The 21,578-nt window shown below is 36.7% G+C and carries 21 protein-coding genes and 1 pseudogene; 20 read left to right on the top strand and 2 right to left on the bottom strand.

Features of this window, described 5'->3' with window-relative positions; all coding sequences use genetic code 11:
- The first annotated feature begins 121 nt into the window (after nt 1–121).
- From queF to AB1422_00660, 3 genes are all read left to right on the top strand, one after another.
- A complete protein-coding gene (gene queF / locus AB1422_00670) occupies nt 122–514 on the top strand; it encodes a preQ(1) synthase (GenBank protein MEW6617860.1) in 393 nt (130 codons plus the stop codon).
- A gap of 109 nt (nt 515–623) precedes the next feature.
- On the top strand, nt 624–1,844 hold the full coding sequence (locus AB1422_00665) for a hypothetical protein (protein MEW6617859.1): 1,221 nt from the start codon (nt 624–626) through the stop codon (nt 1,842–1,844).
- On the top strand, nt 1,845–2,489 hold the full coding sequence (locus tag AB1422_00660) for a HEAT repeat domain-containing protein (GenBank protein ID MEW6617858.1): 645 nt from the start codon (nt 1,845–1,847) through the stop codon (nt 2,487–2,489). It abuts the gene before it with no gap.
- Between the two features lie 110 nt (nt 2,490–2,599).
- Here the strand turns inward: AB1422_00660 and AB1422_00655 are convergent.
- Nucleotides 2,600–2,788, bottom strand: a pseudogene (locus tag AB1422_00655) (IS4 family transposase).
- 79 nt (nt 2,789–2,867) lie between these two features.
- The gene (locus tag AB1422_00650) at nt 2,868–3,410 is read right to left on the bottom strand and encodes a transposase DNA-binding-containing protein (protein MEW6617857.1); all 543 of its coding nucleotides are present in this window, start codon (nt 3,408–3,410) and stop codon (nt 2,868–2,870) included.
- A gap of 1,066 nt (nt 3,411–4,476) precedes the next feature.
- On the opposite strand from AB1422_00650, the gene AB1422_00645 reads away from it, so the two are divergent.
- From AB1422_00645 to AB1422_00565, 17 genes are all read left to right on the top strand, one after another.
- Nucleotides 4,477–5,715: a hypothetical protein gene (locus AB1422_00645; GenBank protein MEW6617856.1), complete on the top strand. Its 1,239-nt coding sequence runs from the start codon at nt 4,477–4,479 to the stop codon at nt 5,713–5,715.
- Nucleotides 5,716–5,741: 26 nt separating this feature from the next.
- Nucleotides 5,742–7,706 (top strand): hypothetical protein, encoded by a 1,965-nt coding sequence (locus AB1422_00640; protein ID MEW6617855.1) that lies wholly within the window; start codon nt 5,742–5,744, stop codon nt 7,704–7,706.
- Nucleotides 7,699–8,367, top strand: a complete 669-nt coding sequence (locus AB1422_00635; protein ID MEW6617854.1) for a hypothetical protein — start codon at nt 7,699–7,701, stop codon at nt 8,365–8,367. The genes AB1422_00640 and AB1422_00635 overlap by 8 nt, the downstream gene beginning before the upstream one ends.
- Before the next feature lie 131 nt (nt 8,368–8,498).
- Nucleotides 8,499–9,413 carry a hypothetical protein gene (locus AB1422_00630; protein ID MEW6617853.1) on the top strand — a complete coding sequence of 305 codons (915 nt, stop codon included), beginning with the start codon at nt 8,499–8,501 and terminating at the stop codon, nt 9,411–9,413.
- 50 nt (nt 9,414–9,463) lie between these two features.
- The gene (locus AB1422_00625; protein MEW6617852.1) at nt 9,464–10,519 is read left to right on the top strand and encodes a PEGA domain-containing protein; all 1,056 of its coding nucleotides are present in this window, start codon (nt 9,464–9,466) and stop codon (nt 10,517–10,519) included.
- A gap of 91 nt (nt 10,520–10,610) precedes the next feature.
- The gene (locus tag AB1422_00620) at nt 10,611–11,273 is read left to right on the top strand and encodes a hypothetical protein (protein ID MEW6617851.1); all 663 of its coding nucleotides are present in this window, start codon (nt 10,611–10,613) and stop codon (nt 11,271–11,273) included.
- A gap of 30 nt (nt 11,274–11,303) precedes the next feature.
- Nucleotides 11,304–11,942, top strand: coding sequence for a hypothetical protein (locus AB1422_00615; protein ID MEW6617850.1), 639 nt, complete (start codon nt 11,304–11,306; stop codon nt 11,940–11,942).
- A 68-nt stretch (nt 11,943–12,010) separates the two neighbouring features.
- Nucleotides 12,011–13,432: a hypothetical protein gene (locus tag AB1422_00610; protein MEW6617849.1), complete on the top strand. Its 1,422-nt coding sequence runs from the start codon at nt 12,011–12,013 to the stop codon at nt 13,430–13,432.
- Between the two features lie 42 nt (nt 13,433–13,474).
- On the top strand, nt 13,475–13,765 hold the full coding sequence (locus AB1422_00605; protein MEW6617848.1) for a hypothetical protein: 291 nt from the start codon (nt 13,475–13,477) through the stop codon (nt 13,763–13,765).
- Nucleotides 13,740–14,060, top strand: a complete 321-nt coding sequence (locus AB1422_00600) for a hypothetical protein (GenBank protein ID MEW6617847.1) — start codon at nt 13,740–13,742, stop codon at nt 14,058–14,060. Before AB1422_00605 ends, AB1422_00600 begins: the two co-directional genes overlap by 26 nt.
- On the top strand, nt 14,023–14,550 hold the full coding sequence (locus tag AB1422_00595) for a hypothetical protein (protein MEW6617846.1): 528 nt from the start codon (nt 14,023–14,025) through the stop codon (nt 14,548–14,550). The genes AB1422_00600 and AB1422_00595 overlap by 38 nt, the downstream gene beginning before the upstream one ends.
- 118 nt (nt 14,551–14,668) lie before the next feature.
- Nucleotides 14,669–14,860: a hypothetical protein gene (locus AB1422_00590; GenBank protein MEW6617845.1), complete on the top strand. Its 192-nt coding sequence runs from the start codon at nt 14,669–14,671 to the stop codon at nt 14,858–14,860.
- Nucleotides 14,861–15,122: 262 nt separating this feature from the next.
- Entirely contained in the window at nt 15,123–16,460 is a 1,338-nt protein-coding gene (locus AB1422_00585; protein ID MEW6617844.1) for a hypothetical protein, read from the top strand.
- Complete coding sequence (locus tag AB1422_00580; GenBank protein MEW6617843.1) at nt 16,461–17,786, top strand: outer membrane protein transport protein; 1,326 nt, start codon at nt 16,461–16,463, stop codon at nt 17,784–17,786.
- Nucleotides 17,787–17,802: 16 nt separating this feature from the next.
- Nucleotides 17,803–18,483, top strand: coding sequence for a hypothetical protein (locus tag AB1422_00575; GenBank protein MEW6617842.1), 681 nt, complete (start codon nt 17,803–17,805; stop codon nt 18,481–18,483).
- Nucleotides 18,476–20,101, top strand: a complete 1,626-nt coding sequence (locus AB1422_00570) for an ATP-binding protein (protein ID MEW6617841.1) — start codon at nt 18,476–18,478, stop codon at nt 20,099–20,101. Before AB1422_00575 ends, AB1422_00570 begins: the two co-directional genes overlap by 8 nt.
- A gap of 22 nt (nt 20,102–20,123) precedes the next feature.
- A complete protein-coding gene (locus AB1422_00565; protein ID MEW6617840.1) occupies nt 20,124–21,518 on the top strand; it encodes a sigma-54 dependent transcriptional regulator in 1,395 nt (464 codons plus the stop codon).
- Nucleotides 21,519–21,578: the final 60 nt, after the last annotated feature.

Here is a 21,578-nt window from a genome sequence, read left to right as displayed (position 1 = left end):
GCGATTCACGAATTCTCAGTGTTTCATCTGTGTTCATCTGTGGCTGAATAGTTACCAATAGATTTTAATTTTTTCTCTGCGTCTCTGCGGTGAACCGTTACAACGGAGGAAATAAAATAATATGGCAAAAACAGGTTATGAAGGAAAACAGGATAAAATACGGGGTTTGAAAATTACACCTGAATTAGAGGTGGTGGAAAATCAATATACGGATAGAGATTACATTGTGGAATTAAGCACCGATGAATTGACTACTGTTTGTCCCAGGACAGGTCTGCCAGATTTTGCGACCTTGACAATTGCGTATAAACCTAATAAATTTCTGGTAGAGCAAAAGGCATTGAAACTTTATCTTACGGGCTATCGGAACATTGGAATATTTCAAGAACACGCTACCAATAAAATACTTGATGATTTTGTTACCATAGTCCAACCTAAATGGGCAAAAATCGAGGTAGTCTGGAATATCCGTGGTGGAATAGCCGTAAAGGTCATACGGGAATATCATGAGTAAAATCTGGTAACTGGTAATTGGTTGAATGGCTTCGTCGTGAACTCATCCAAACGATATTTAATTACCAATTACCAATTACCAATTACCAACTTCAATGGAGGAAGATAAAATGAATTATAAAAAATTTATTTGGTTGTCAATGATTATTTCTTTATTCTTTTTTCCACTAATTTGTTATGGTGAAGGCAAACAAAAAGAATGGCGGTGGGCTGGTGTAATTGGCGTCAGAATGATTGATGGAGATTATTATAATGAAATAGTTTTCCATCCTGAATTTAAGCGGGGTAAATTTGGAATTGGATTAAATCTATTGTGTCGGTGGAATGAGGAAGATGGCTTTCGGGAGGAAGATTGGGATGAAGTGGGTAATATCGTCCATTATATTCGTTGGGCAAATAAGGAAGACAGTCCGCTATACATTTATCTGGGAAAATTATCAGAAGCAACATTAGGACATGGGTTCATTGTGGATAGATATTCTAATCAAGGAACAGATACAAGCAAAAATTTTCTCGGGGCAAATATAGATATTAATTTTAAAAACGGTGGCGTAGAAACATTGATTAATGATATTACTGACCCACGACTTTATGGAGGTAGAATTTACTTTTTACCATTAAAAAATCTAAATAATCCTTTACTTTGCAAAATTATTATTGGAGCAACCTATGTTAATGACACAAAACCTCAAGTTGGGGACAAAGATAATTTGAGTGTTTATGGATTAGATTTTGAGTTGCCAATTTATGAGAAGGTTTTAGGTTTTTACACAGATTATGCGAAAATATCTGGTTTTGGTGATGGATTATCTGTAGGATTGGGAGGAAAATTAAACCTTGTTTCAGTTAATACTATCCTGGGTTATAAAACAGAATTTAGAGACTTAGATTCTAATTTTGTCCCGGCTCTATTTAATCCGTTATATGAAGTAAGAAGAAATGGGACTTCCAGCATCCAGCAGGCAGAAAGCCAGACAGGATGGTATTCAGGTGCTAATCTGGATATAGCCAGATTAATCTTGCTCTCTTCAGGATATGAAGACCTGAAAGAAACAATAGCCCCAAGATTACATCTGGAATTACTCTTAAAAAAAGAGTTGTTTCAACTTATTATTAAACAAAACATCTCTGTTCTCTTCTGTTATGACCATGAAAGAAGGCAAAAAGGGTATCACTTGCTTGATTTTAATGCGCCGAATAGTACGCTTACAGAAAAAATAAATTTTGAGTTATCAAAAAACATATCTTTAAGTTATATCTATCAAAAAGTCTATGATAACATTGGGAATAAATCCCAAACCTCATCATTTGCAACAAAGGTGAAGTTTTAGATGGAAAAGCCACAAAATCCACTTGTAAGAATTCTTATCTTTGCCATAATTTTAATCACTATGTTTCTGTGGATTAGTCATACCTTTAAAAGGACAGAAAAACAGGAAATTAGGGATGATATAAAAAAGGAAATCTGGCGTGAGATTGGATTATTAGAAAAAGCCTGTAATTCCACAAATGATATCAATCAAATATTTACTATTGGAAAACCTCAAATATCCTACCTACGATTTGTGGGTAAACCCGCGGCACCAATGATAATTGAGGTATTGGTAGATAAAAATAAGGATTGGAAACTTAGATTTGTCTTAGCCCAACTTTTATCTAAAATGGAAACTAAAAAGGTAATTGCTCCACTGAAAAAGATATTAACCGATGAAACAGAGGATGAAAATATGCGTATCGCCGCGGCAGTGGCACTGGCTAACTTAAAATTCGATGAAGTCATTGACCCTTTATTAAAAATGGCTAAAGGTAATAATAAAAAATTGCAATTAGCCGCTATCTATGGATTAGGTGAATTACGGAAAGAAACAGTCATTAACGAATTTAAGAAATGGGTAGTTGAAGAAAATGACCCGGAGATAAAAAAGGAATTAGAATTAGCGATTGAAAAATTTCCACCTGTGCAATTAGAAAATTAAGGAAGATGTTCTGGGGCTTTGCCCCAGCTCCCATTGGGGGAACCTCCTTTCCCAAAGGGAATGCCCCATCCCCCAGCCTGATCTTTACCCACATCTTTTGCTGGACAAAACTAAGGTGGAATAGAAGTACATATCAGATTACAAATTTTCCATATAGCAGTGATATCATCAAGACGTTGAAGACCAAACCATAGTGTTTTTGTTCCAGGTTCACCATCACTTTTACGCCCTAAAAACCCTCCCAAACTTGCTACCATCCGAACCGCTTCTCTTAAACTCGGTGGAGTTACTGGTGGATGTGGATTTTGGGTCTTATATGCAACTAATACCTTTCATTCTGCCTCCTCGAAAAATACGCTACAGGACACATCCGGAACTTCACGCCCCAGTTTTGTTAAGGGGTATATTCCCCTGGGGATTGGCATAAAAATCCCTCGCTATCTTCATCAACCGCTTCTTCAATCTCAAATCTCTTAATCGTGCCTTCCTAAATTCCTCCTCTGCCCAATCTTCAGACACACTCGCCTCTTCTCTCTCTAATACCTGCCCTCCACATAACAACCTTTGAAAATCCTTACATAATGCATAAAGATATATCCCTTTCACTGACACCTTATGCTCATGTTTACAATCTTGCCTACCACGCCCCTTTGTCTCACCAATATATTCAAAATTAGCCGCTCGATAACAAACTCCACTAAATCGCTCTCTATCTACAAATGTCTCTATTAATACAGGCTCTATCTTATATTCTTCTACCCAATCCTTCTTTATTTCCTTTACATTGATAATATATGTGAAGCTAAATTCAGGGAGAATAGGCTTAATCAGGGGGAATCCATTCTTTGTACCTCTGGATTCCTGCTTCCGCAGGAATGACATAAAGAACGCATGAATGACAAATAAAGCAAAAATTCTCATTTTGCAGAAGTCTAATAAATCATAATAGTATATATTATGATTATACCATAAAAAGTGTAAAAATACAAATATTTTTTTAAAAAATTTTGGAGGGATAAAAAATTGGATTATTACAAAGAGTTTTTGTGCGAAGATTTTTTACTCTTCAGGACTGGTGGGACATGCTCAGCTTACTTATAAGGGGAAACCCGAAGTAGCAATTTATCGTTACCTACATCTTGAAAGGGAAGATTTTTGAGGGGAAGTACTGCGAAATAACAGAGATATGCAGCCCCCAATAATTAACAATTGACAATTTACAATTAACAATTGACCATTATTTGTTAATTTTGTCAACATCAAATATTAATTGTGAATTGATAATGGCTAATTGATAATTGTCAATTAACTATATTTGGACTTGTGGGTAACGATAAGAAGTAGCAAGGTGTTTTATAAGCAGTCGGAGGAGCTCATAGGAGCGATAAGGATAAGGACAACACAACCTTATCGGAGCGAATCTACTGTCCCTCCCTCCTTTGGAAACATCAGTTAAAGTAGAGCCCCTGGGATAGTAACGAATCTTTCTCATAGTGGTAACAAATCGTTACTTTTTAGAGCAAGAAGGAAAAAGTATCCTCACTTAGCCTGTAATTTATAACCTATTGAAATTAAACCATCTAAGAACCTTCTTAACTAATTTCTCGTATGTTAGCATGTTTTTTGCTATAAAATATGGTGAAGGGAAGGTGAAATACTTTCTCATCCCAACTATTTTTACCCAAAGGAAAGGGAGACATATTTATTTTCCCTTCCTTCTTTGATAGAAGAAAGGATTAAGGTGATAATGAAATTTATCAACTTAATTTTAAAGTAGTTCACTATACTTACTAAAATGTATAGTTAGAAAAGAAGTTTTTGGATACACAAAAGATATTTGAGAAGAAGTTAGACATAAGGGAAAAGGGAACTAACTGTATGTAATAGATGAAGTTAATTGAATTTGGATTAAAGTTGGCATGAAAATTGCTATATATTTCAGTAAAAAACAGTTTTATAGATAAGGTAATAAAGATGGAGGTATTTGATGAAGAAGATAGCTTATTCTATCATTCTGGGGTGGCTGTTAATCTTCTTACTGCCAGTTATCGTTCTTGCTCAGCTCAGGATAGAGATTTCCTCAATCGGTCAGAAGGAAATAGACCCAGGAGAAATCTCAGTGAGTCATATTGAAGATATAAGAGGTAAGATATTCAACCTTAATAGTAATGAATCAGTAAATATGAAGGTTCAAGTTGCTATACAGCAAGAAGGGAATGAGGCATGGAGAGTGCAAGAAGTAGTAACTGGACCTGAAAGAGAAGGTAATTGGAAAATAGCAAGGTTTCGGTTTGGGAAAAAGTCAGATTATGGGAAGCGGTTTAAGATAGTTACTCTCGTAGTCTCTAAAAATAAACTTATACGGGAAGGTGTAATAGACTACGATACATTACAGAGATATTCTGTTGCACTTTCTAACCAGGTGGATGCGGTACGCAATCCAATAGAGGGTACTCAATCAATAGTGTCACATATACGGATTGACTACATAGGGGAACAATCTGTAGCAGAACAGCCTTATATACCAGGGAAATTTATCCCGGTAGCACACAAGGAAACTCTGAGTGGTGAGGTATGTAAAACAAAAGATGCATTTGTGCAGGTAGTCGTCCAGCCTGTAGAGGGCTCTGACCGCTGGATTATGTCCGATATAGGTAAAGGAGAAGGTAAAATTTGGAAAGGGATTGGCTACTTTGGTCGTGAGGGACTCGTTGATACAGGAAAGAAATTTTTAGTATATAGCATTGTGTCAAAAGAACGGTTACCAGAGGGACATGTCCTTCCCTCTCTATGGGAGAAATATAAACAAGACTCAATACTTGCTCTATCACCTGAAGTCAAAGTGATACGAGTAGATAGGATAAATATTGTCATTACTATGATTGATGATAAACCAGTAGATGGTAAAAAAGAATATCGGGTATGTAAAGTTAACAGTATAGAAGGAACAATTGAAATGACTGATGGTCATGCTGTTCCAAGGGATTATATAATGTGGGTATTTATTAAACTCAGTAATGGAGAAGGAACATGGATACTGAAGGGAAGAGCAAGCCGAGTAGGTGATTATTATTGGAAGTTACCCCCTGTCAATTTTGGAAATGCTGACCAACACCTTATGGTTATAGCCGCAGTTTCCAGAGGAGAGGTTGAACAGCCAAATGATGAAAATGTTATTGCTCTCTCCCGTGAGGTGTATATTATACTGGAGGATCGTTTTAAATAAAAATCCCTTTGAAGGAGGCGGTTATTTTGCAGGTAATTCAACATTTTGTTTACTGGATAGGAATATTTCTTACCTTATACTCCATGGTCTGGGGACAGGATACCGCGATACCAACTTCAGAACCTATATCTATCTCTATTGTATCGGTTGCAAACATTAAGGTTGAAGATAAAAGTGATATTATTCTGGATACCCTTGATGAGGCTGGAGGAGTAGATGTAAAGATTGATGTATGGGATTGTGAAGAAGGCTCAAGAATTTGGGTGCTGGTAAATGCTCAGGGAACACATCTCTGGCGTTGCTACAGTCATGCAAGGGAAGATGATAAAGGAATATGGACGCTTCCTGGAGTTCGGTTAGGTGAGGGAGCTTATCAAGGAAGGAATGTCACACTCCGTGCCATAGTGTTAAAGGAAGGGGAGAGCCTATCGAGCAATGAAGTTTATGCTGATGAATGGAAAAAGAAAGCTAATGCTATCTCTGCGCCTGTTAATGTAACAATACCTGCACGGGAAGTCTTATCAGAAGATATTCATGGTATTTGGATTTCCACTATCAATGGTCAATGTGTTACTCCAGAAGACCCCGCAGTTATACCACCTGCGGCTGGGGTAGCTGGCACAGTAAGACTTCCTCATAGCCCACAATCTGGAGAAACTTTTATATACATAATTGTTCATGCTCCAGGAACAGATAAATGGAGAATCTTTGGCCCTGCTGAGGTAAATGGTGTTAAATGGGAAATGAAGGGAATTCTCATTGCGGATCAAGCAAATCCTACCTGGACAGATTTTGATATATTCGCTATTGTTTCTAAAGAGCTATTGGATACTGGTACTGTTAATCGTCCGACATGGAGAGAAAGTTTTATTGTATCTTCTCCTAAAATTCATGTGTTTGTTAAAAAATTGCCATTGTTGGATGATCCTGAAAGAATTCCAAAGGTTACCATCGAACGAATCAAGCGAATTGAACGAAGAGAACAAACTTTTTATGGAAGGAGCCCGGCTGATATAGTAGATGCATATGTAGTAAATGTAGACAGATTTCTCGAATTACCGTTTCTGGAGGATATAATAGAAATAGAAGGAACAGTTAAATACCTTCCTCAGGGAGCATCTTTATGGACTATCTTATCTCCCCTGGATACCAGAGAATGGATAGTTCAGGATGGACCGGCTTTTGTATGTAACGGCACATGGACTCTAAAAGGTTTGAATTCCATATCAATGGGCAATAATAAAACAAATTGTTTTGAACTAATCTGTGTTGTATCTAACGCAACTCTACCTCTTGGTGTAGTTGGCTACGATTTGTTGAGACAAAGTGCTCTTGCGGTTTCTCCTTCTCTGATCATAAAGATAACTGGTAAGAGAAAAAATCCAATATCCCAGATTACACTTTCTATTTCCCGAATTGCAGGAATAAAAGTACATCCTGGTCGTAAGATACAGGTGCCAAATAATGGATATATTGAAGGGAAAGTGGAGAATCTACCAAATGGCACACAGATATGGGTAGGAATTCATAAGAGGGGGAGAGGAATTTGGAGTTTCTATGGTCCTGCACTCGTGCGTGAAAACACATGGGAAGTGCCAAATGCCATCTTTCAGGGAGAAAATAAAAAAGAAGAAGACACCCTGAAGGAATATGAAATCATCGCTATTGTTACAAAAGGGATGCTTCCGGGAAAATACGGACCATACTCCTGGTGGAGAAACTACACCCTGGAAGCCTCTCCAACTATATATGGAGTGAATGTATCTGAAAAAACTAAAACAGGAATCAATAAGCTTCAAGTATCTGTAAGTAAAAAAGGAGAGAGCAATAGTTGGAAATCATGGCTCTTCTGGATAATTATTGCTTTGCTATCACTCCTGGTGCTCGCTATATTGGAATATTTCTTTCAGATACCTTCCATTCTATCAGGGTATTTAGCAGAGACTTTTGAGTCAATTTATGGTAAAAGAGAGGTGATAAATAATGAATAAAGAATTAGGATTAACAAATGGTGGGATTCGTATGCAGATTCAATCTGTACCAAAACCTCATGCTGTAAAGTCAGTTGTGGGACTCATCATTCTTGGATTAATGCTCTTTGGGATAGTCAGTTATTTCCCAATCTACACTCATGTCCTTCAAGAAGTGCTTGGTTTACCTGTTAGGGAAAGTCGTAGTTTAGCGTTGCTTCTAATCATTTTTATAGGACTGGCAGGTATGCTTTTCCACATAACCATTCAATATACTGGGGATATACAAGATACCCCCCAATCAACGGGTATTAAAGATAAGTCTCTTGCATATTACTTCTTTTTCGCCTCCCTTATTTTTATGCTTTTCCTGGTAACTATATGTCTATGGGGTTTCCAGGCAATCCTGTATTATCAATTTTACACAGATATTGCCCAGGAGAAATCTTTGATACCTTTTGCATTGGGTGCAGCGGCCGCCTTTATCGCGGGAATAGAGACCCTGGGGTTCTTTTGGGCTACCCACCTAACTTTTGATTTCATTACCTGGGTTTTCGTCTATGCTATCTTGATTGCACCAACTTATATTTTGGCAAAGATATTTCGTCTTTTAGAAAAGCTGTTCAAAGCTATTCCATCTAAAAATAGCTGTAAGAATAGAACACAGATGACACAGATTTAGACGGATGAACACAGATTTTTTATAATTTTTTAAAGTAGTAAATTAGAATATTTCTGAGATTCGTCTTAAGTCATGAAATTCATATTCTATCGTTCTTCAGTTCTTTAATAAAAATTAAGGAGGAAAAGGAAATGAAAAAAATACAAAAAATAATTGTAACCTTATTTGCAATCTTGCTTCCAGTTGGTATAGTAGGAAGCGTTTTATGGCTCTTCTGGCGAGGAACTCATCCACCTCTTCAACAAGGTCAGGAGATTTATGCCCGTGAGATTTATATTTTGATTGACACAACTGCCTCAATGGACGGAATAGCACCATTTTTGGATAAGGCAAAGTACCTTATTATAGACCATATTTTCCCTGAACTGCATAATTTGGAATATATTGACTTCGCTCCTCTGGGACCAGGTGACCAGATATTTTGTTACACTATCGGCACATCAACATTCGATGAATTCAACAACTCAATCTTCAAAAACCAACAATCTAAAAAACTACCTCCAGTACCTCAGAATGTTCTTAAATGCCTGATAGAGGGAAAAGACCTGCCACAAGAATGGAAGAAAGGTTTAAAGGAGCGATGGGTAACAGTTGAAAAGGTCGTAAAAGAGTATAGAGAAAAGATTCAGGAATTACATCCAGCTGAGGGAGGATTTAGCGCATATTTAGGTGCACTAAATTATATTTCAAAACGGTTCCGATATCTTCAAGAACATAAGGATATGAAAGAAAAATTTATTATTGTTGTTGGTGACATGCATCAATGGCAACCTGATGACTTATACCAGCAGGAACCAGAATCAAAATCTTTCACACATCTTCCACTTCCCATAGCCGAAGAGCAAAATATCTTTCACACGGTAAAAGTTTGGCTGGTCTATCCGGCTGGTGTAGTTAAACCACCCGAAAAAGAGAACTGTATCCATGACTTCTGGAAACAATATTTCCTCCAACGAGGCTGTAAAGAGAAAGACATCTATGTTATGTCATTTGATGGTTTCAATGGTATTCCTCATAACCAGGTCCCTCTTATAAAAAATGAATAATTCTTGACTTTTTTGTAAGAATGTGATAGATTGATATATGAGGTGAAAGGATGGAAATAATTATTGGCATTATTCGTACTATTCTTGCAATTCCAGCAGCCATAGCAGCAATGATTACTATTAAAGAAAAAAGGGAAAAGGGTAGAATGCTCGAAATGGTCTGGAGAATCTGTATAACACTATGTATTTCAATAGGTATAATTATTCCTGTAATAATGTATGTTCGGCCAGTAGAATTGACCATAACAGACCTTCCGAGTAAAATTCTTTCAAGAGAAAAAACAATAAGTATTCCCATTAAAGGAGAGATAAAAGGAGATGTGGAGAAATTTCGGGACTGGAGGATATTTATAGTTAACCGCTCTGTAGGATGGGAGACCTGGCAAACCCAAAAGCCAGGGATTGTCCCTGCAAAAGAGTGGGAGATTAAAGAAGTATACTTAGGTGGCGAAGGGTATCCTCCAAGAGATGGTGAAGAATTTGAAGTTGCAGCCATAATGATTAAAGGAGAAATAAAGGATGCATATACTACCCTGCAACATATACCATATAAGTCTAAGATAGGGACATTAGCAGTGAAAATACGAAAAGAGATACCTTCTCCTACACCACCTCCGCAACCATCAGAGCCATCAACAACACCAAGCCCACCAACAGAGCAGACTCTAACTATTAGCTCTATACCGCCGGGGGCTGAAATATATTTAGATGGAGAAATGAAGGGCAAGACACCTAAATCTATAAATGTCTCTGTAGGAATACATTTAATAGAGATAGCTAAAGATAGTTATGAAGTTTGGAGAAAGGAAATTACTATCACAGAGGGTGAAGCCCCAGAAGGTATTAGTGCACCACTAACACCTTTAAATGAAAGGTATAATCTCACCGTTACTTCAGATCCACCAGGAGCTAAGATATATTTGAGGTGCTCAGAGCCAGATAGAGAATACTTTAGAGGAATAACCCCCACGACACTAAGTATTTCTTCAGGAAGACATACTCTGATATTGAAAAAAGAAGGGTATAAGGAGATGGAAGATATCAAAAGAATAGAAGAAGGGGACAGGATCAATTGGTATACCCCGTGTTATGTACTATCCAGATAATCTCTCTCAAAAGATGGAGACGATTTTCTATCTTGGATACTAAATCCTTAGTGATTGACCAGATTCAACGATATTTAACAGAGGTAAAAATTTGAAAAAACAATTTTTAGTAGTATATCTCCTTATAATTTCTATAATTCTTAATGTAGTCATGGCTATAATGTTATTTTATATCATTTCCATGGAGGATATTATAGGAATACGGATAGTTAAATCAGTTAATGGTCGGGAATTCTCAATTCCAAATGCCAAAGTTAAAATAGGGTATTGGGATATCCAGGAAAGAGATATAAGTTATATTTATCCCTTACCTCCAACTGATGCAACTGGCTATACATTTGTCAAAAGGACTAAAATGCAAAAATACTTTGAGGAGTGTATAGGTAAGAATTATGATAGATATTGTCTCTATATTATGGTTCAGAAGGAAGAAGAGATTCTAACAGAGGAGGGTGAGGATATTTGTTTCCACTTTCAATATTACTTGGAAAAATTGGAAAAAGGAGAGAATGAAATAAAACTAATTGTTCCTACAACAGACCAAAGTTTTCATCAGGACGAAAAGGGGAAATCTTCCCAAGATACTGAAAAACATCCAGTTGGGTTATTATTAATATTAATGTATGTGATAATCCTTGGGTTAGTGATAGTGATAGTGAGAGTAGGAGGAAAAATTAAGATAACCGAGGATGGAGTGGAATTCACATTTAGACATCCCGAAGAGGACAAAAGCAAAGGTAAGAAAGAAAGATAGAATCTTTTAAGTAGGAGGAGGTAGTTTAAAATGCATAGTTCAAACACATCAAAAAGTAAGTTTTGCGGTTTATGGATAGTAGTTCTTTTATTCTTTAGCTGTTTGATTTCACGGGTTAGTGTTGCTCAAGAGATTGATATCCGAACGTTAATTAATATCCGAATGCTGGTAACACCAGAATTTGAACATGGTACAGAGACTGAAGAACTTGATAAGCTGGTAAGAAATATTCCTGATTTATTAATTGAGGGTTTTATGGAGTATGGAGGAGAGATGATTAGCATTGTTGGAAGAGAGAACATAACAAAAATTTTAAATGAGATAGCTTTTAGTGAAGAAATGAGCGGGGTAATAGATTCTACAACTATACCAGAGTTGAAGGGATTAGGAGCGAATTATTATACCACTGGCAAAATTATAAGGTTAGGAGAACAAATAATAGTGATTGCAAAGATTGTATATATCCCAGAACTTACTATAGACACATGCAGAACTATGAAGATTAATGGACAGGATATTACGACACAATTTAAATTATTAGCAGGTCAGTTTAAATTATTAGCAAGTCAGTTATTTTTGGATATACTTCATAAAGCAATAGATAGGGGACAGAATAATTTAGAAAGAAGGTTAGAACAAAGAAGGTTAAAACAAATTCACGAAAGATAGATTTATCATTGATACATCAGCTGACAGGCTGTCCCTACAAAAATATATATTATAGGAGGTGCTTTAAAATGTTTAGTTCAAGTATATCAAAAGGTAGATTTACTGTTTTATGTGCAGCGGCTATCTTGTTCTTTAGCTGCTCAGTCCCATTCTCTGCTCAAGGAGACCAGATTCGGATACTGGTAGCCCCAGAATTTAAAAATATCTCAGGGGTTAAAGAAATTGAGCAGTTGGCAATCCCTGATTTATTAACCACTGCGTTTAAGAAGTATGGAGAAGATAGAATAGAAATTATTGAAAGAGAAAGCATACCAGAGATTTTGGATGTGATAGCATTTGAAGAAGAGATGAGAGGAATAGTGGATTCTAAAACTGTAACAGAGTTGAGGGGATTAGGGGCAAATTTTTATGCCACAGGCAAGATTACAAAGTTGAATAAGCAAATAATAGTGATTGTGAGACTCATAAATATGATAGAGCTTACTATAAGAACATCTAAGATTATTACCTTTGAAGAAGAAGATAAAAATATTCCTGAGAAGATTGATTGTTTAGGAAGTCAGTTAATTTATGAGATTCTTCCTCCATTATCTCCCTTAATCTGGGAAATTGGTAAGGATGATAATAGCTTTGGGGAGTTTAATCAATTACCAAAATTCCCTGGTCCTTTCCCCTGGCATTATAATGGAGGGAACCCACCGGATGAATTCCCTAAAGAGATAAATGATGGAGAACGAACCCCAATCTATATTCACTATTCTCTTACTGAGGAACAGGCAGATAAAGATTTAGCCCTAATCCTTGACGCCTGTGGTGGAGCTGGAGATGATTTTTCAATAAGAGTAATTACCCTGGCTAATGGTGAAAAACCACAATCGCTTGGTGTATACAAATTTTCTACCTCTAAGAGTATCCTGGATAAAGAGAAGAGGCATGAGATCAAAATAGATAACGCGAAGACAAAATCCGGTACAAATACACTCATCTTAGAGAATGCAAGTCCTCCAAATTCTGGTAGATGGCTATTCTGGGATTATCTGTCACTTATAATTGATGAAAAAGCAAAACCAGTTCCAATAAGATGTGTAGGATTCTATCCATTTGGAAACATAAAAATACAACCATCTCCAGATGGAAGTTACTTTGTTGCAAATGGGTTGAGTAGTAGTTATAGAGGATATACAAAAGCTGGTTATTTTGAGATAGGAGAAAGAAGAACTCTAACCGTCAGGATCGAAGGAAGCAATAAGTCTGAATTCTTCAATATGAATAAGATGCTTAAGATAATAGTTGGAGTTGAAGATTTTGGACTACACTGTGAGGATGGAAATGTACGGGCGGATGATCCGGAATTTATTTACAAAGCTGATGGAACATTTAGTTACAAGATTCCGGAAAAAGTAGTTTCTAACGGAGTTTTACGAAAGGTAGGATTTGTCTTTGGTCCAGGTGAAATAAAGGACTTAAAAGTAACGGCCTGGTTTGAATAACACTATCCAAAGTATTCCAAATAGCAAAGGAAGTATCAATTTATGGAGAGATTAATTCTGGAAAAAGGAGAGGGACAAAAGGTGCACATTCCTGAGGTGATCTATGAAAAATGTGGCTTTTTGTCTCACCAGGAAGTATTAGTAGAAGAAGGAAAAGGGATTTTAGTTATTCATGGAAATACTGAAGCTAAAGACTGTCCCCAAACTATTGAAGGATTGTTTGATCTTCCTTCTGGCTCATTAATATCCAGAGCACTTGGAGGATACGGAAGTGGAGATTTCAATGAAGAAAAGGAGGTGTTGCAAAATGGAAGTAACAGAATTAGAAATTAAAGTTCCAAAGGAGATATTAAGAGATATAACTATTATCTCTAAACTGAATGATTCGACTCCTGATAGATGGACAACTACAGCGTTAACTAATTTAATTCACTATGAAAAAGATAGATTACTCTCGGAGGTGTGTAATCTTTACCTCAAAGGAATTATTACAAAAGATGGTCTACAGAGCCTGTTAGGAGATGAGTTTGTCAAAGAGGTAGAAGATTTAAAGACAATTGCAAAAAGGAGTGTTAAAGGTGGAATTAGATATGCAGAAAAACTCAAAAAGCAAATTCACAAAAGATAGGTTTATCATTGATACATCAGCTTTAATCTCCTTAGGGTTAATAGAGATGATTGAGCCAGTCCTTTCTATTGCTGAAATTGTAGTCCCTAAAGGTGTAATAGGAGAATTGGAAGATTTTACAAGGTATGAGGATAGATTAGGCAGGATAGCTAAAAAAATTCTTACTTATCAAGAAAATTTTATTATAGAAGAGGTAAGATTGAAAGAAAATATCCGGTACTTAGACCCAGTAGATAATGAGTGCTATAATTTGGCAAGAGATAAAGAACTTCCTCTAATTACAGATGACCTGAAGGCAATTAAGCGTATTGGGGATAAAATTCTTACCTATTATAGCACATTCTTCCTCATTACCTTGTTCTTGTTAAGTTTGTTAAACTATGATGATGTGTTAGAACTGATCGAGAAATTACGGACAGAAAGGAACTGGAGAGAGAATGTTATCTATACAGAAACAAAACAGGAGATTATAAAGAATGCTCCCGACTAAAAAAGGAGAATTTTTAGGATTTGTCTTTGGGTCAGGTGAAATAAAGGATTTAAAAGTAACGGCCTGGTTTGAATAACACTATCCAAAGTATTCCAAATAGCAAAGGAAGTGTCAATTTATGGAGAGATTAATTCTGGAAAAAGGAGAGGGACAAAAGGTGCACATTCCTGAGGTGATCTATGAAAAATGTGGCTTTTTGCCTCACCAGGAACTATTAGTAGAAGAAGGAAAAGGGATTTTAGTTATTCATGGAAATACTGAAGCTAAAGACTGTCCCCAAACTATTGAAGGATTGTTTGATCTTCCTTGAGGAATCTCTGTAGGTAAGGCAGCTATTATTGCTGGAGTAAGTGCAGAACAGATGAAAGATATACTGGTCAGTCATGGTGTTCAACCGGAATTAGGACCGGAAACTATTGAAGAAGCTGAACAAGAAGTAAAAACTTTGAGGAGAGTTTTAGATGCAAGGAGGTGAAAGGATTTAAGCCGAAATTTGAACCAATGGACAACTACAAGGAGGTAGCACCTCTGTCAGGTTGTCCCTACAAAAATATTATAGGAGGTGTGTTAAGATGTGTAGATTAAATATATCAAAAGAAAGATTTACTGTTTTATGTGCAGCGGCTATCTTGTTCTTTAGCTGCTCAGTCCCATCCTCTGCTCAAGGAGACCAGATTCGGATACTGGTAGCCCCAGAATTTAAAAATATCTCAGGGGTTAAAGAAGTTGAGCAGTGGGCAATCCCTGATTTATTAACCACTGCGTTTAAGAAGTATGGAGGAGATAGAATAGAAATTATTGAAAGAGAAAGCATACCAGAGATTTTGGATGTGATAGCATTTAATGAAGAGATGAAAGGGATAATAGATTCTAAAACTATAATAGAGTTGAAAGGATTAGGGGCAAATTTTTATGCCACAGGCAAGATTACAAAGTTGAATAAGCAAATAATAGTGATTGTGAGACTCATAAATATGATAGAGCTTACTATAAGAACATCTAAGATTATTACCTTTGAAGAACAAGATAAAAATATTCCTGAGAAGATTGATTGTTTAGGAAGTCAGTTATTTTCTGAGATTCTTCCTCCATTATCTCCCTTAATCTGGGAAATTGGTAAGGATGATAATAGCTTTGGGGAGTTTAATCAATTACCAAAATTCCCTGGTCCTTTCCCCTGGCATTATAATGGAGGGGACCCGCCGGATGAATTCCCTAAAGAGATAAATGATGGAGAACGAACCCCAATCTATATTCACTATTCTCTTACTGAGGAACAGGCAGATAAAGATTTAGCCCTAATCCTTGACACCTGTGGTGGAGCTGGAGATGATTTTTCAATAAGAGTAATTACCCTGGCTAATGGTGAAAAACCACAATCGCTTGGTGTATACAAATTTTCTACCTCTAAGAGTATCCTGGATAAAGAGAAGACGCATGAGATCAAAATAGATAACGCGAAGACAAAATCCGGTACAAATACACTCATCTTAGAGAATGCAAGTCCTCCAAATTCTGGTAGATGGCTATTCTGGGATTATCTGTCACTAAAAGTTATTGAAGAAGAAGAGGTGTCGATAAAAATAGATGAGATAGTGCCAGATAGTTATATTCGTGGAAGGGTATTTGGTTTAGATAAGAGCCAATACAGCCAGTATAAGGTGGTGGTGTATGTTAAAACCGATAAATGGTACATCCATCCTTATGCAGATGGAGGAGAAGGATTTACCTTTGCAAAGATAAAAGGAGATGGCTCCTGGGAAATTCAGACAGTGAAGAGACCCTGGCCAGCAAGGGAGGTCGCTACCTTTATAGTAAAAAGGGATTATTCTGCCCCAGCAACATGTTATACTATAGAGGAAATTAAATGTATTGCCAGATATATAGAAGATGGTGGAGGGAGGTTATAAATGAGGAAAAGAGGTTTAGTAGTAATATGGGGGATATTTTGGATAATGGCAGCTATTCCTGTGCTTCATGCTGGTGGCTATGAGTTCTGTGGATTAGGAGCAAGGGCTGTAAGTATGGGTGGTGCCTTTATTGGTCTGGCTGATGATTGGACAGCTATCTACTGGAATCCTGCCGGATTAGCTACTCTTCATAAAAGGAAAGCAGGAATAAGTATTGGGTATCCCATAATAAAATTTACAGATAAGAATTCGATAGCAAATGGGACAGATGGTCCTTTTGGATTTGCCTATCCCACCGAACCTTCCAGGTTTAATAAGGAGAAAGTTAGGGGAGATGATTATCTGATTGGTGTAGGAGGATACCAGCGTAATAACAACTTTACTATTGGTGCTGGTTTATACACCCCAAATGCTTATGCCTTTGAGTGGGAGGATAGAATGAAGGATGCCTCTTCTAATGCTGATATTTATGGTTCCTACTTTAATAAGTTGTTTATTCTTGTGTCCAATATCTCTCTGTCTAAAAAACTCCTGCCTGAGCTTTCAATCGGGACAGGATTGAACTTAGTTTATGGAAGTCTTGAAATTAAAGCTAAAAAGGAATATTCTCATCCTACCCTTCCTGCTTTATATAACTATATTTTTGACTCCAATATGAGAGGTAATGGTATGGGGGTAGAGGGGATTTTAGGTCTATTGTTCGAGCCGGGAGCAAACATTAGAATTGGTGGAGTATATCGAAGTGGTTCTATTCTTAGCCTGGCTGGTTCGGCTGAAATTCAATCCCCTATTGGAACCAGTACTACCCCTCCACCACTTTTGATTTCAGTTGTGGAGAAGAGTGATTATACCCAAAAGTTTGTTTATCCGGCAACCCTTGGTATGGGAATAGCATACAGAATAAACCCTAAACTCACTATTACAGGAGAGTGGGTAAGGACATATTGGGTAGATATGAAAGAAGATGTGGATTTTGAGATTGATCCAGGAACGGGTACTTTACTTCTAAAGGATGTTGAGCCTAAGAGGTCAAATTGGGACAATACTGATCGACTGAGGATTGGGCTTGAGTTCAGGGCTAATGAGCAATGGGCACTACGCATAGGAGCTTTTAGCGATCCATCTCCTGTCCCAACCAAAGGAGTAGATTTTGCGAAGATTATAGATGTAGATAAGAAATATATTTCTTTAGGGGTGGGATATGAAAGGGACTCATGGATGTGTGATATCTGCTATCTCCACAATTGTGATACAGAAACATTGAATGGAGTAGAATATGGGTGGGGTAGTGATACCTACATCATTGACTGCCAATATAAATTTTAAAAGAGGTGAATGAAAAATGTTACAGTCACACACATACCTTTTTATTGGAATTGCATTTTTGTTTGTGCTTTCTCTGTTTATTAAAGGAGATAAATGGGAGGTGAGATGGGGGATACTCGGGGCGTTTATTGGGGTAGTAGTATATTACTGGAATTTGGGCTATCTTATTGATGGTGAATTCATCATCTATCTGGAATTTCTTATATGTGTAAGTGTTATTTCTTTACTAAAAAGATATAATATTCCGGTAATGGTGATACCTGTTCTTATCTTTGCAATTGGTTGGGAGATTCTTACAGAACAGTGCTGGACATACAAATGTCCAATGCCAATCTGGCGTGATCTTCCGCTATCAATACTCTTCGGCTGGCTCTTTGTAATGGTTCTCTCCCAGGTAGTTTCAGAAGAGTTTTATAGAGGGGTAAAAGGGGAGCCTCAAATAAATCCTTTTGATCCTTTATTATTACTCTGTGATGCTGGCTCAATGTGTATTATCGGTAGTATTCATGAAACACTATGCTATAAGGCCTGGAATATGTGGGACTACCATGCGATTGTCTTTCCTATTTCGCCTCTTGGAATTCCCTATGAAGTTATCATTGGATATCCTGGTATTGCGATACTTTGTTTTACAACATTGCGAGTTTGGCAGAGGGTAATTGACCAAAAGAAGGCAACGGTGAAGATAAATGGATAAAAAAGCATGGCTGTTAATAAACATAAGATGGACTATGATCGTGGCAGTTAATGTAGTTGTATGGCTTACAGTAATGATAGAGAAACAGACCATTCCATGGGCCGCATATTTTATAGGTACAGGTGTTACCATTCTCTCAAATTTGACAGCAATAGCTCTGGTTAAAAGGAAAAAGTGGTTAAGGGAGGTCTGTTTTTGCACCTTATTAGTTGATATTCTGGTTCATCTCTTGACTATCCATTATACTGATGGTGTTCAAAGCCCCTTTTATTTAGCCTCTTTTATTACAGTAATAGTTACCAGTATAGTATTATCCTTACCTGCAAGTGTTATAATTGCTACTATTTTCTCCATCCTTTACGGATTATTAATCTTCCTGGATTATACAGGAACCCTGGAGAGTAAGAGTTTTTTTTCTTCACAAGATATAAGTAAAACATTTGCTTCTTCTCTGGTGATTGACAGAATATTGGTTCTCTATATTATTGCAATAACAAGTGGATATATTGTAAGGCAGAAAGATAAAGTAAGCGAACAATTAGCCGGGTATCTAAAGAAAGAAACTGAGAATATTATTGAGAATATGGAAGGTGGGCTTCTAACGATAGATGCTGATGGGAGAATAACTACCATTAATAAAAGGGCCTGTGAAATAATAGGGCTTAGTGAAGATGTGGAAGAAAGATTTATAACCGAAGTGCTTCCGGAATCTAAAAAGTCCGTTGTTGAAATATTAATAAAGACTTTGAAGAATGGAAAAAAGATTAGAAATAAAAAGATTACTTTAGTGGAGAATGCTGGCAGAAAGATATTATTAGAGGTAAACACATCCTTATTGTGCGATGGTGCAGGTAATATAGTTGGTGCCATAGGAATATTTAATGATATAACTCAAATTTCAGAATTAGAGGAACGAACAAGGTTGAGTGAAAGATTGGCAGATATAGGGATGATAGCGGCAAAGTTTGGGCATGAAGTTGGGAACTCATTGGTAGGAATCAGGTTATTTACAGAGAATTTAAGTGAGGAGTTAAATCCTGATGATTCAAAACACCGATATACAAGAAAAATCTTATCTGAGGTAAATAATTTAACGAATAAAATTACCCAATTGAAAGATTTCTCTAAACCACTCTCATTAGAACTAATCCAAACAGATGTAAATAACCTCTTAAAAAACACCCTATTAGTTGCAGAGGCAGGGAAGAATACTAAGATTAAAATTGAGCGTGAGTTAACCCCTGACTTGCCTAAAATTGAACTTGATTATAATCAGATGAAGGGAGCATTCTTAAACATTATTCTTAATTCTATTCAAGCAATGTCTAATGGAGGCACACTTAAAGTGAGTACTACTCTATTGAGTTTAGATGATGAGAAAGACTCATATATTAAAGTTGTGATAAGTGATACAGGTTCCGGGATACCCAAAAGTATCCAGGATAAAATTTTTACACCTTTCTTTACTACCAAAAATGGGATAGGAACAGGGTTAGGACTGGCGATTGTCCATAAGATTATTACCAGTCATGGAGGAGAGATATACTTTGAATCAGAGGAGAGAAAGGGAACAAGTTTTACTGTTCTTCTTCCATTTAAGGTAGAAGATAAAGGTTAAAATTTTAAGGAGGTTTAATAGTTTGAGTAAAATATTAGTAGTTGATGATGAAAGCAGTGCTCGTGAGAGTATCTGTATTACTTTACAGAAGATGGGACATCAACTGAAGGAGGCAGCTACTGAGACTGAAGCAGTAACAAAGATAAAAGAAGAGATATTTGATCTAATCATTACTGATATGAAAATGCCTTGTGAAGAAGACGGTCCTTTAGATGAAGAATGTGGCTTACAAGTTGTTAAGAGGGCAAAAGAGATAAATCCATCTACGATGGTGATTGTAATTACTGGTTATGGTACTATTGAGAATGCAGTAAATGCAATGAAAGAAGGTGCTTTTGATTATATCACTAAACCCTTCTCTATAGATGAAATCAGGATTAGAGTCCAGAAGGCGCTTGATCAATACCAAATAGCTAATGAAAATAAATACTTAAGAGAAAAGATTAAGAGTAGTTTTGATGAGATGGTGGGAAATAGTGAGGGTATTAAGAAAGTCAGGGATAATATAAATGAGGTAGCCGCGACTGATGCATCAGTTTTGATCAGAGGAGAAAATGGAGTAGGTAAAGAGATTGTAGCTAAACTTATTTATGAGAATAGCCGCCGAAAAGACAACTCATTTATTGTAGTAAACTGTGCTGCGATACCGGAAACCCTATTGGAAAGCGAATTATTTGGTTATGCCCCAAGATCTGGAATTGCAGGTGCAGACCCTAAAGGCAAACCAGGTAAGTTTGAACTGGCAGACAGAGGTACAATATTCCTGGATGAAGTAGGTGATATGAGTCTTCCTCTCCAGGCAAAGCTATTGAGAGTGCTGGAAAATAAAGAGTTCGAGCGGATTAGTGGAACAAAACCAATAAAAGTGGATGTGCGAATTATTGCAGCCTCTAATAAGAAATTAGAGGAAGCTATATCTAAAGGTGAGTTCCGTGTAGATATTTTCTATCGCTTAAATGTCTACCCTATTTATGTTCCTCCTTTACGAGAAAGGAAGGATGATATTCCATCCCTGGCCGATTATTTTATTAAAAGATATGAGAGAGAAATTCCCAAAAAATTTAAAGGTATTTCTCAAAAGGCGATAGACTTGTTGATAGAATATGATTGGCCTGGCAATATCCGGGAGCTGAAAAATATTATTCAGAGGATGATTATTCGAGGAAAGGGTGAATATCTGGATGTAGAAGATGTCCCTGCTGAGATATGTAGCTTTCCTGCATCTTTATCATCACGGGTAAATACCTTTGATGAGGTAATTGATAATTTAATCAAAGTATATAAAGGAAATTCATTATGGAATGAGACTCTGCGGTCTTTAGCTAAGAGAACTGTAGAAAAAGTAGGAAGTAAGAATAAAGCACTTGAAGTATTAGGTATTTCTAAACCTACACTTTTGCGCTGGGTGAGAAAATAGAAATAAGGAGTAATTGGTAGTCGCAGACTTTAGTCTGCGTTTCAATCTCACGCTACCCCC

The organism is bacterium, assembly GCA_040757115.1.
Taxonomy (GTDB): domain Bacteria; phylum UBA9089; class CG2-30-40-21; order CG2-30-40-21; family SBAY01; genus JBFLXS01.
Note: the sequence above shows the minus strand (reverse complement) of the source record. Positions and strands in the feature narration are given on the sequence as shown.

What these genes read in the sequence shown, in the direction of transcription:
- AB1422_00635 (MEW6617854.1), top strand. Translation starts at nt 7,699, where the DNA reads ATGAATAAAGAATTAGGATTAACAAATGGTGGGATTCGTATGCAGATT.
- AB1422_00575 (MEW6617842.1), top strand. Translation starts at nt 17,803, where the DNA reads ATGTTACAGTCACACACATACCTTTTTATTGGAATTGCATTTTTGTTT.
- AB1422_00570 (MEW6617841.1), top strand. Translation starts at nt 18,476, where the DNA reads ATGGATAAAAAAGCATGGCTGTTAATAAACATAAGATGGACTATGATC.
- AB1422_00610 (MEW6617849.1), top strand. Translation starts at nt 12,011, where the DNA reads ATGTTTAGTTCAAGTATATCAAAAGGTAGATTTACTGTTTTATGTGCA.
- AB1422_00650 (MEW6617857.1), bottom strand. Translation starts at nt 3,410, where the DNA reads ATGAGAATTTTTGCTTTATTTGTCATTCATGCGTTCTTTATGTCATTC.
- AB1422_00600 (MEW6617847.1), top strand. Translation starts at nt 13,740, where the DNA reads ATGGAAGTAACAGAATTAGAAATTAAAGTTCCAAAGGAGATATTAAGA.
- AB1422_00660 (MEW6617858.1), top strand. Translation starts at nt 1,845, where the DNA reads ATGGAAAAGCCACAAAATCCACTTGTAAGAATTCTTATCTTTGCCATA.
- AB1422_00590 (MEW6617845.1), top strand. Translation starts at nt 14,669, where the DNA reads ATGGAGAGATTAATTCTGGAAAAAGGAGAGGGACAAAAGGTGCACATT.
- AB1422_00645 (MEW6617856.1), top strand. Translation starts at nt 4,477, where the DNA reads ATGAAGAAGATAGCTTATTCTATCATTCTGGGGTGGCTGTTAATCTTC.
- AB1422_00665 (MEW6617859.1), top strand. Translation starts at nt 624, where the DNA reads ATGAATTATAAAAAATTTATTTGGTTGTCAATGATTATTTCTTTATTC.
- AB1422_00580 (MEW6617843.1), top strand. Translation starts at nt 16,461, where the DNA reads ATGAGGAAAAGAGGTTTAGTAGTAATATGGGGGATATTTTGGATAATG.
- AB1422_00615 (MEW6617850.1), top strand. Translation starts at nt 11,304, where the DNA reads ATGCATAGTTCAAACACATCAAAAAGTAAGTTTTGCGGTTTATGGATA.
- queF (MEW6617860.1), top strand. Translation starts at nt 122, where the DNA reads ATGGCAAAAACAGGTTATGAAGGAAAACAGGATAAAATACGGGGTTTG.
- AB1422_00585 (MEW6617844.1), top strand. Translation starts at nt 15,123, where the DNA reads ATGTGTAGATTAAATATATCAAAAGAAAGATTTACTGTTTTATGTGCA.
- AB1422_00625 (MEW6617852.1), top strand. Translation starts at nt 9,464, where the DNA reads ATGGAAATAATTATTGGCATTATTCGTACTATTCTTGCAATTCCAGCA.
- AB1422_00605 (MEW6617848.1), top strand. Translation starts at nt 13,475, where the DNA reads ATGGAGAGATTAATTCTGGAAAAAGGAGAGGGACAAAAGGTGCACATT.
- AB1422_00595 (MEW6617846.1), top strand. Translation starts at nt 14,023, where the DNA reads ATGCAGAAAAACTCAAAAAGCAAATTCACAAAAGATAGGTTTATCATT.
- AB1422_00630 (MEW6617853.1), top strand. Translation starts at nt 8,499, where the DNA reads ATGAAAAAAATACAAAAAATAATTGTAACCTTATTTGCAATCTTGCTT.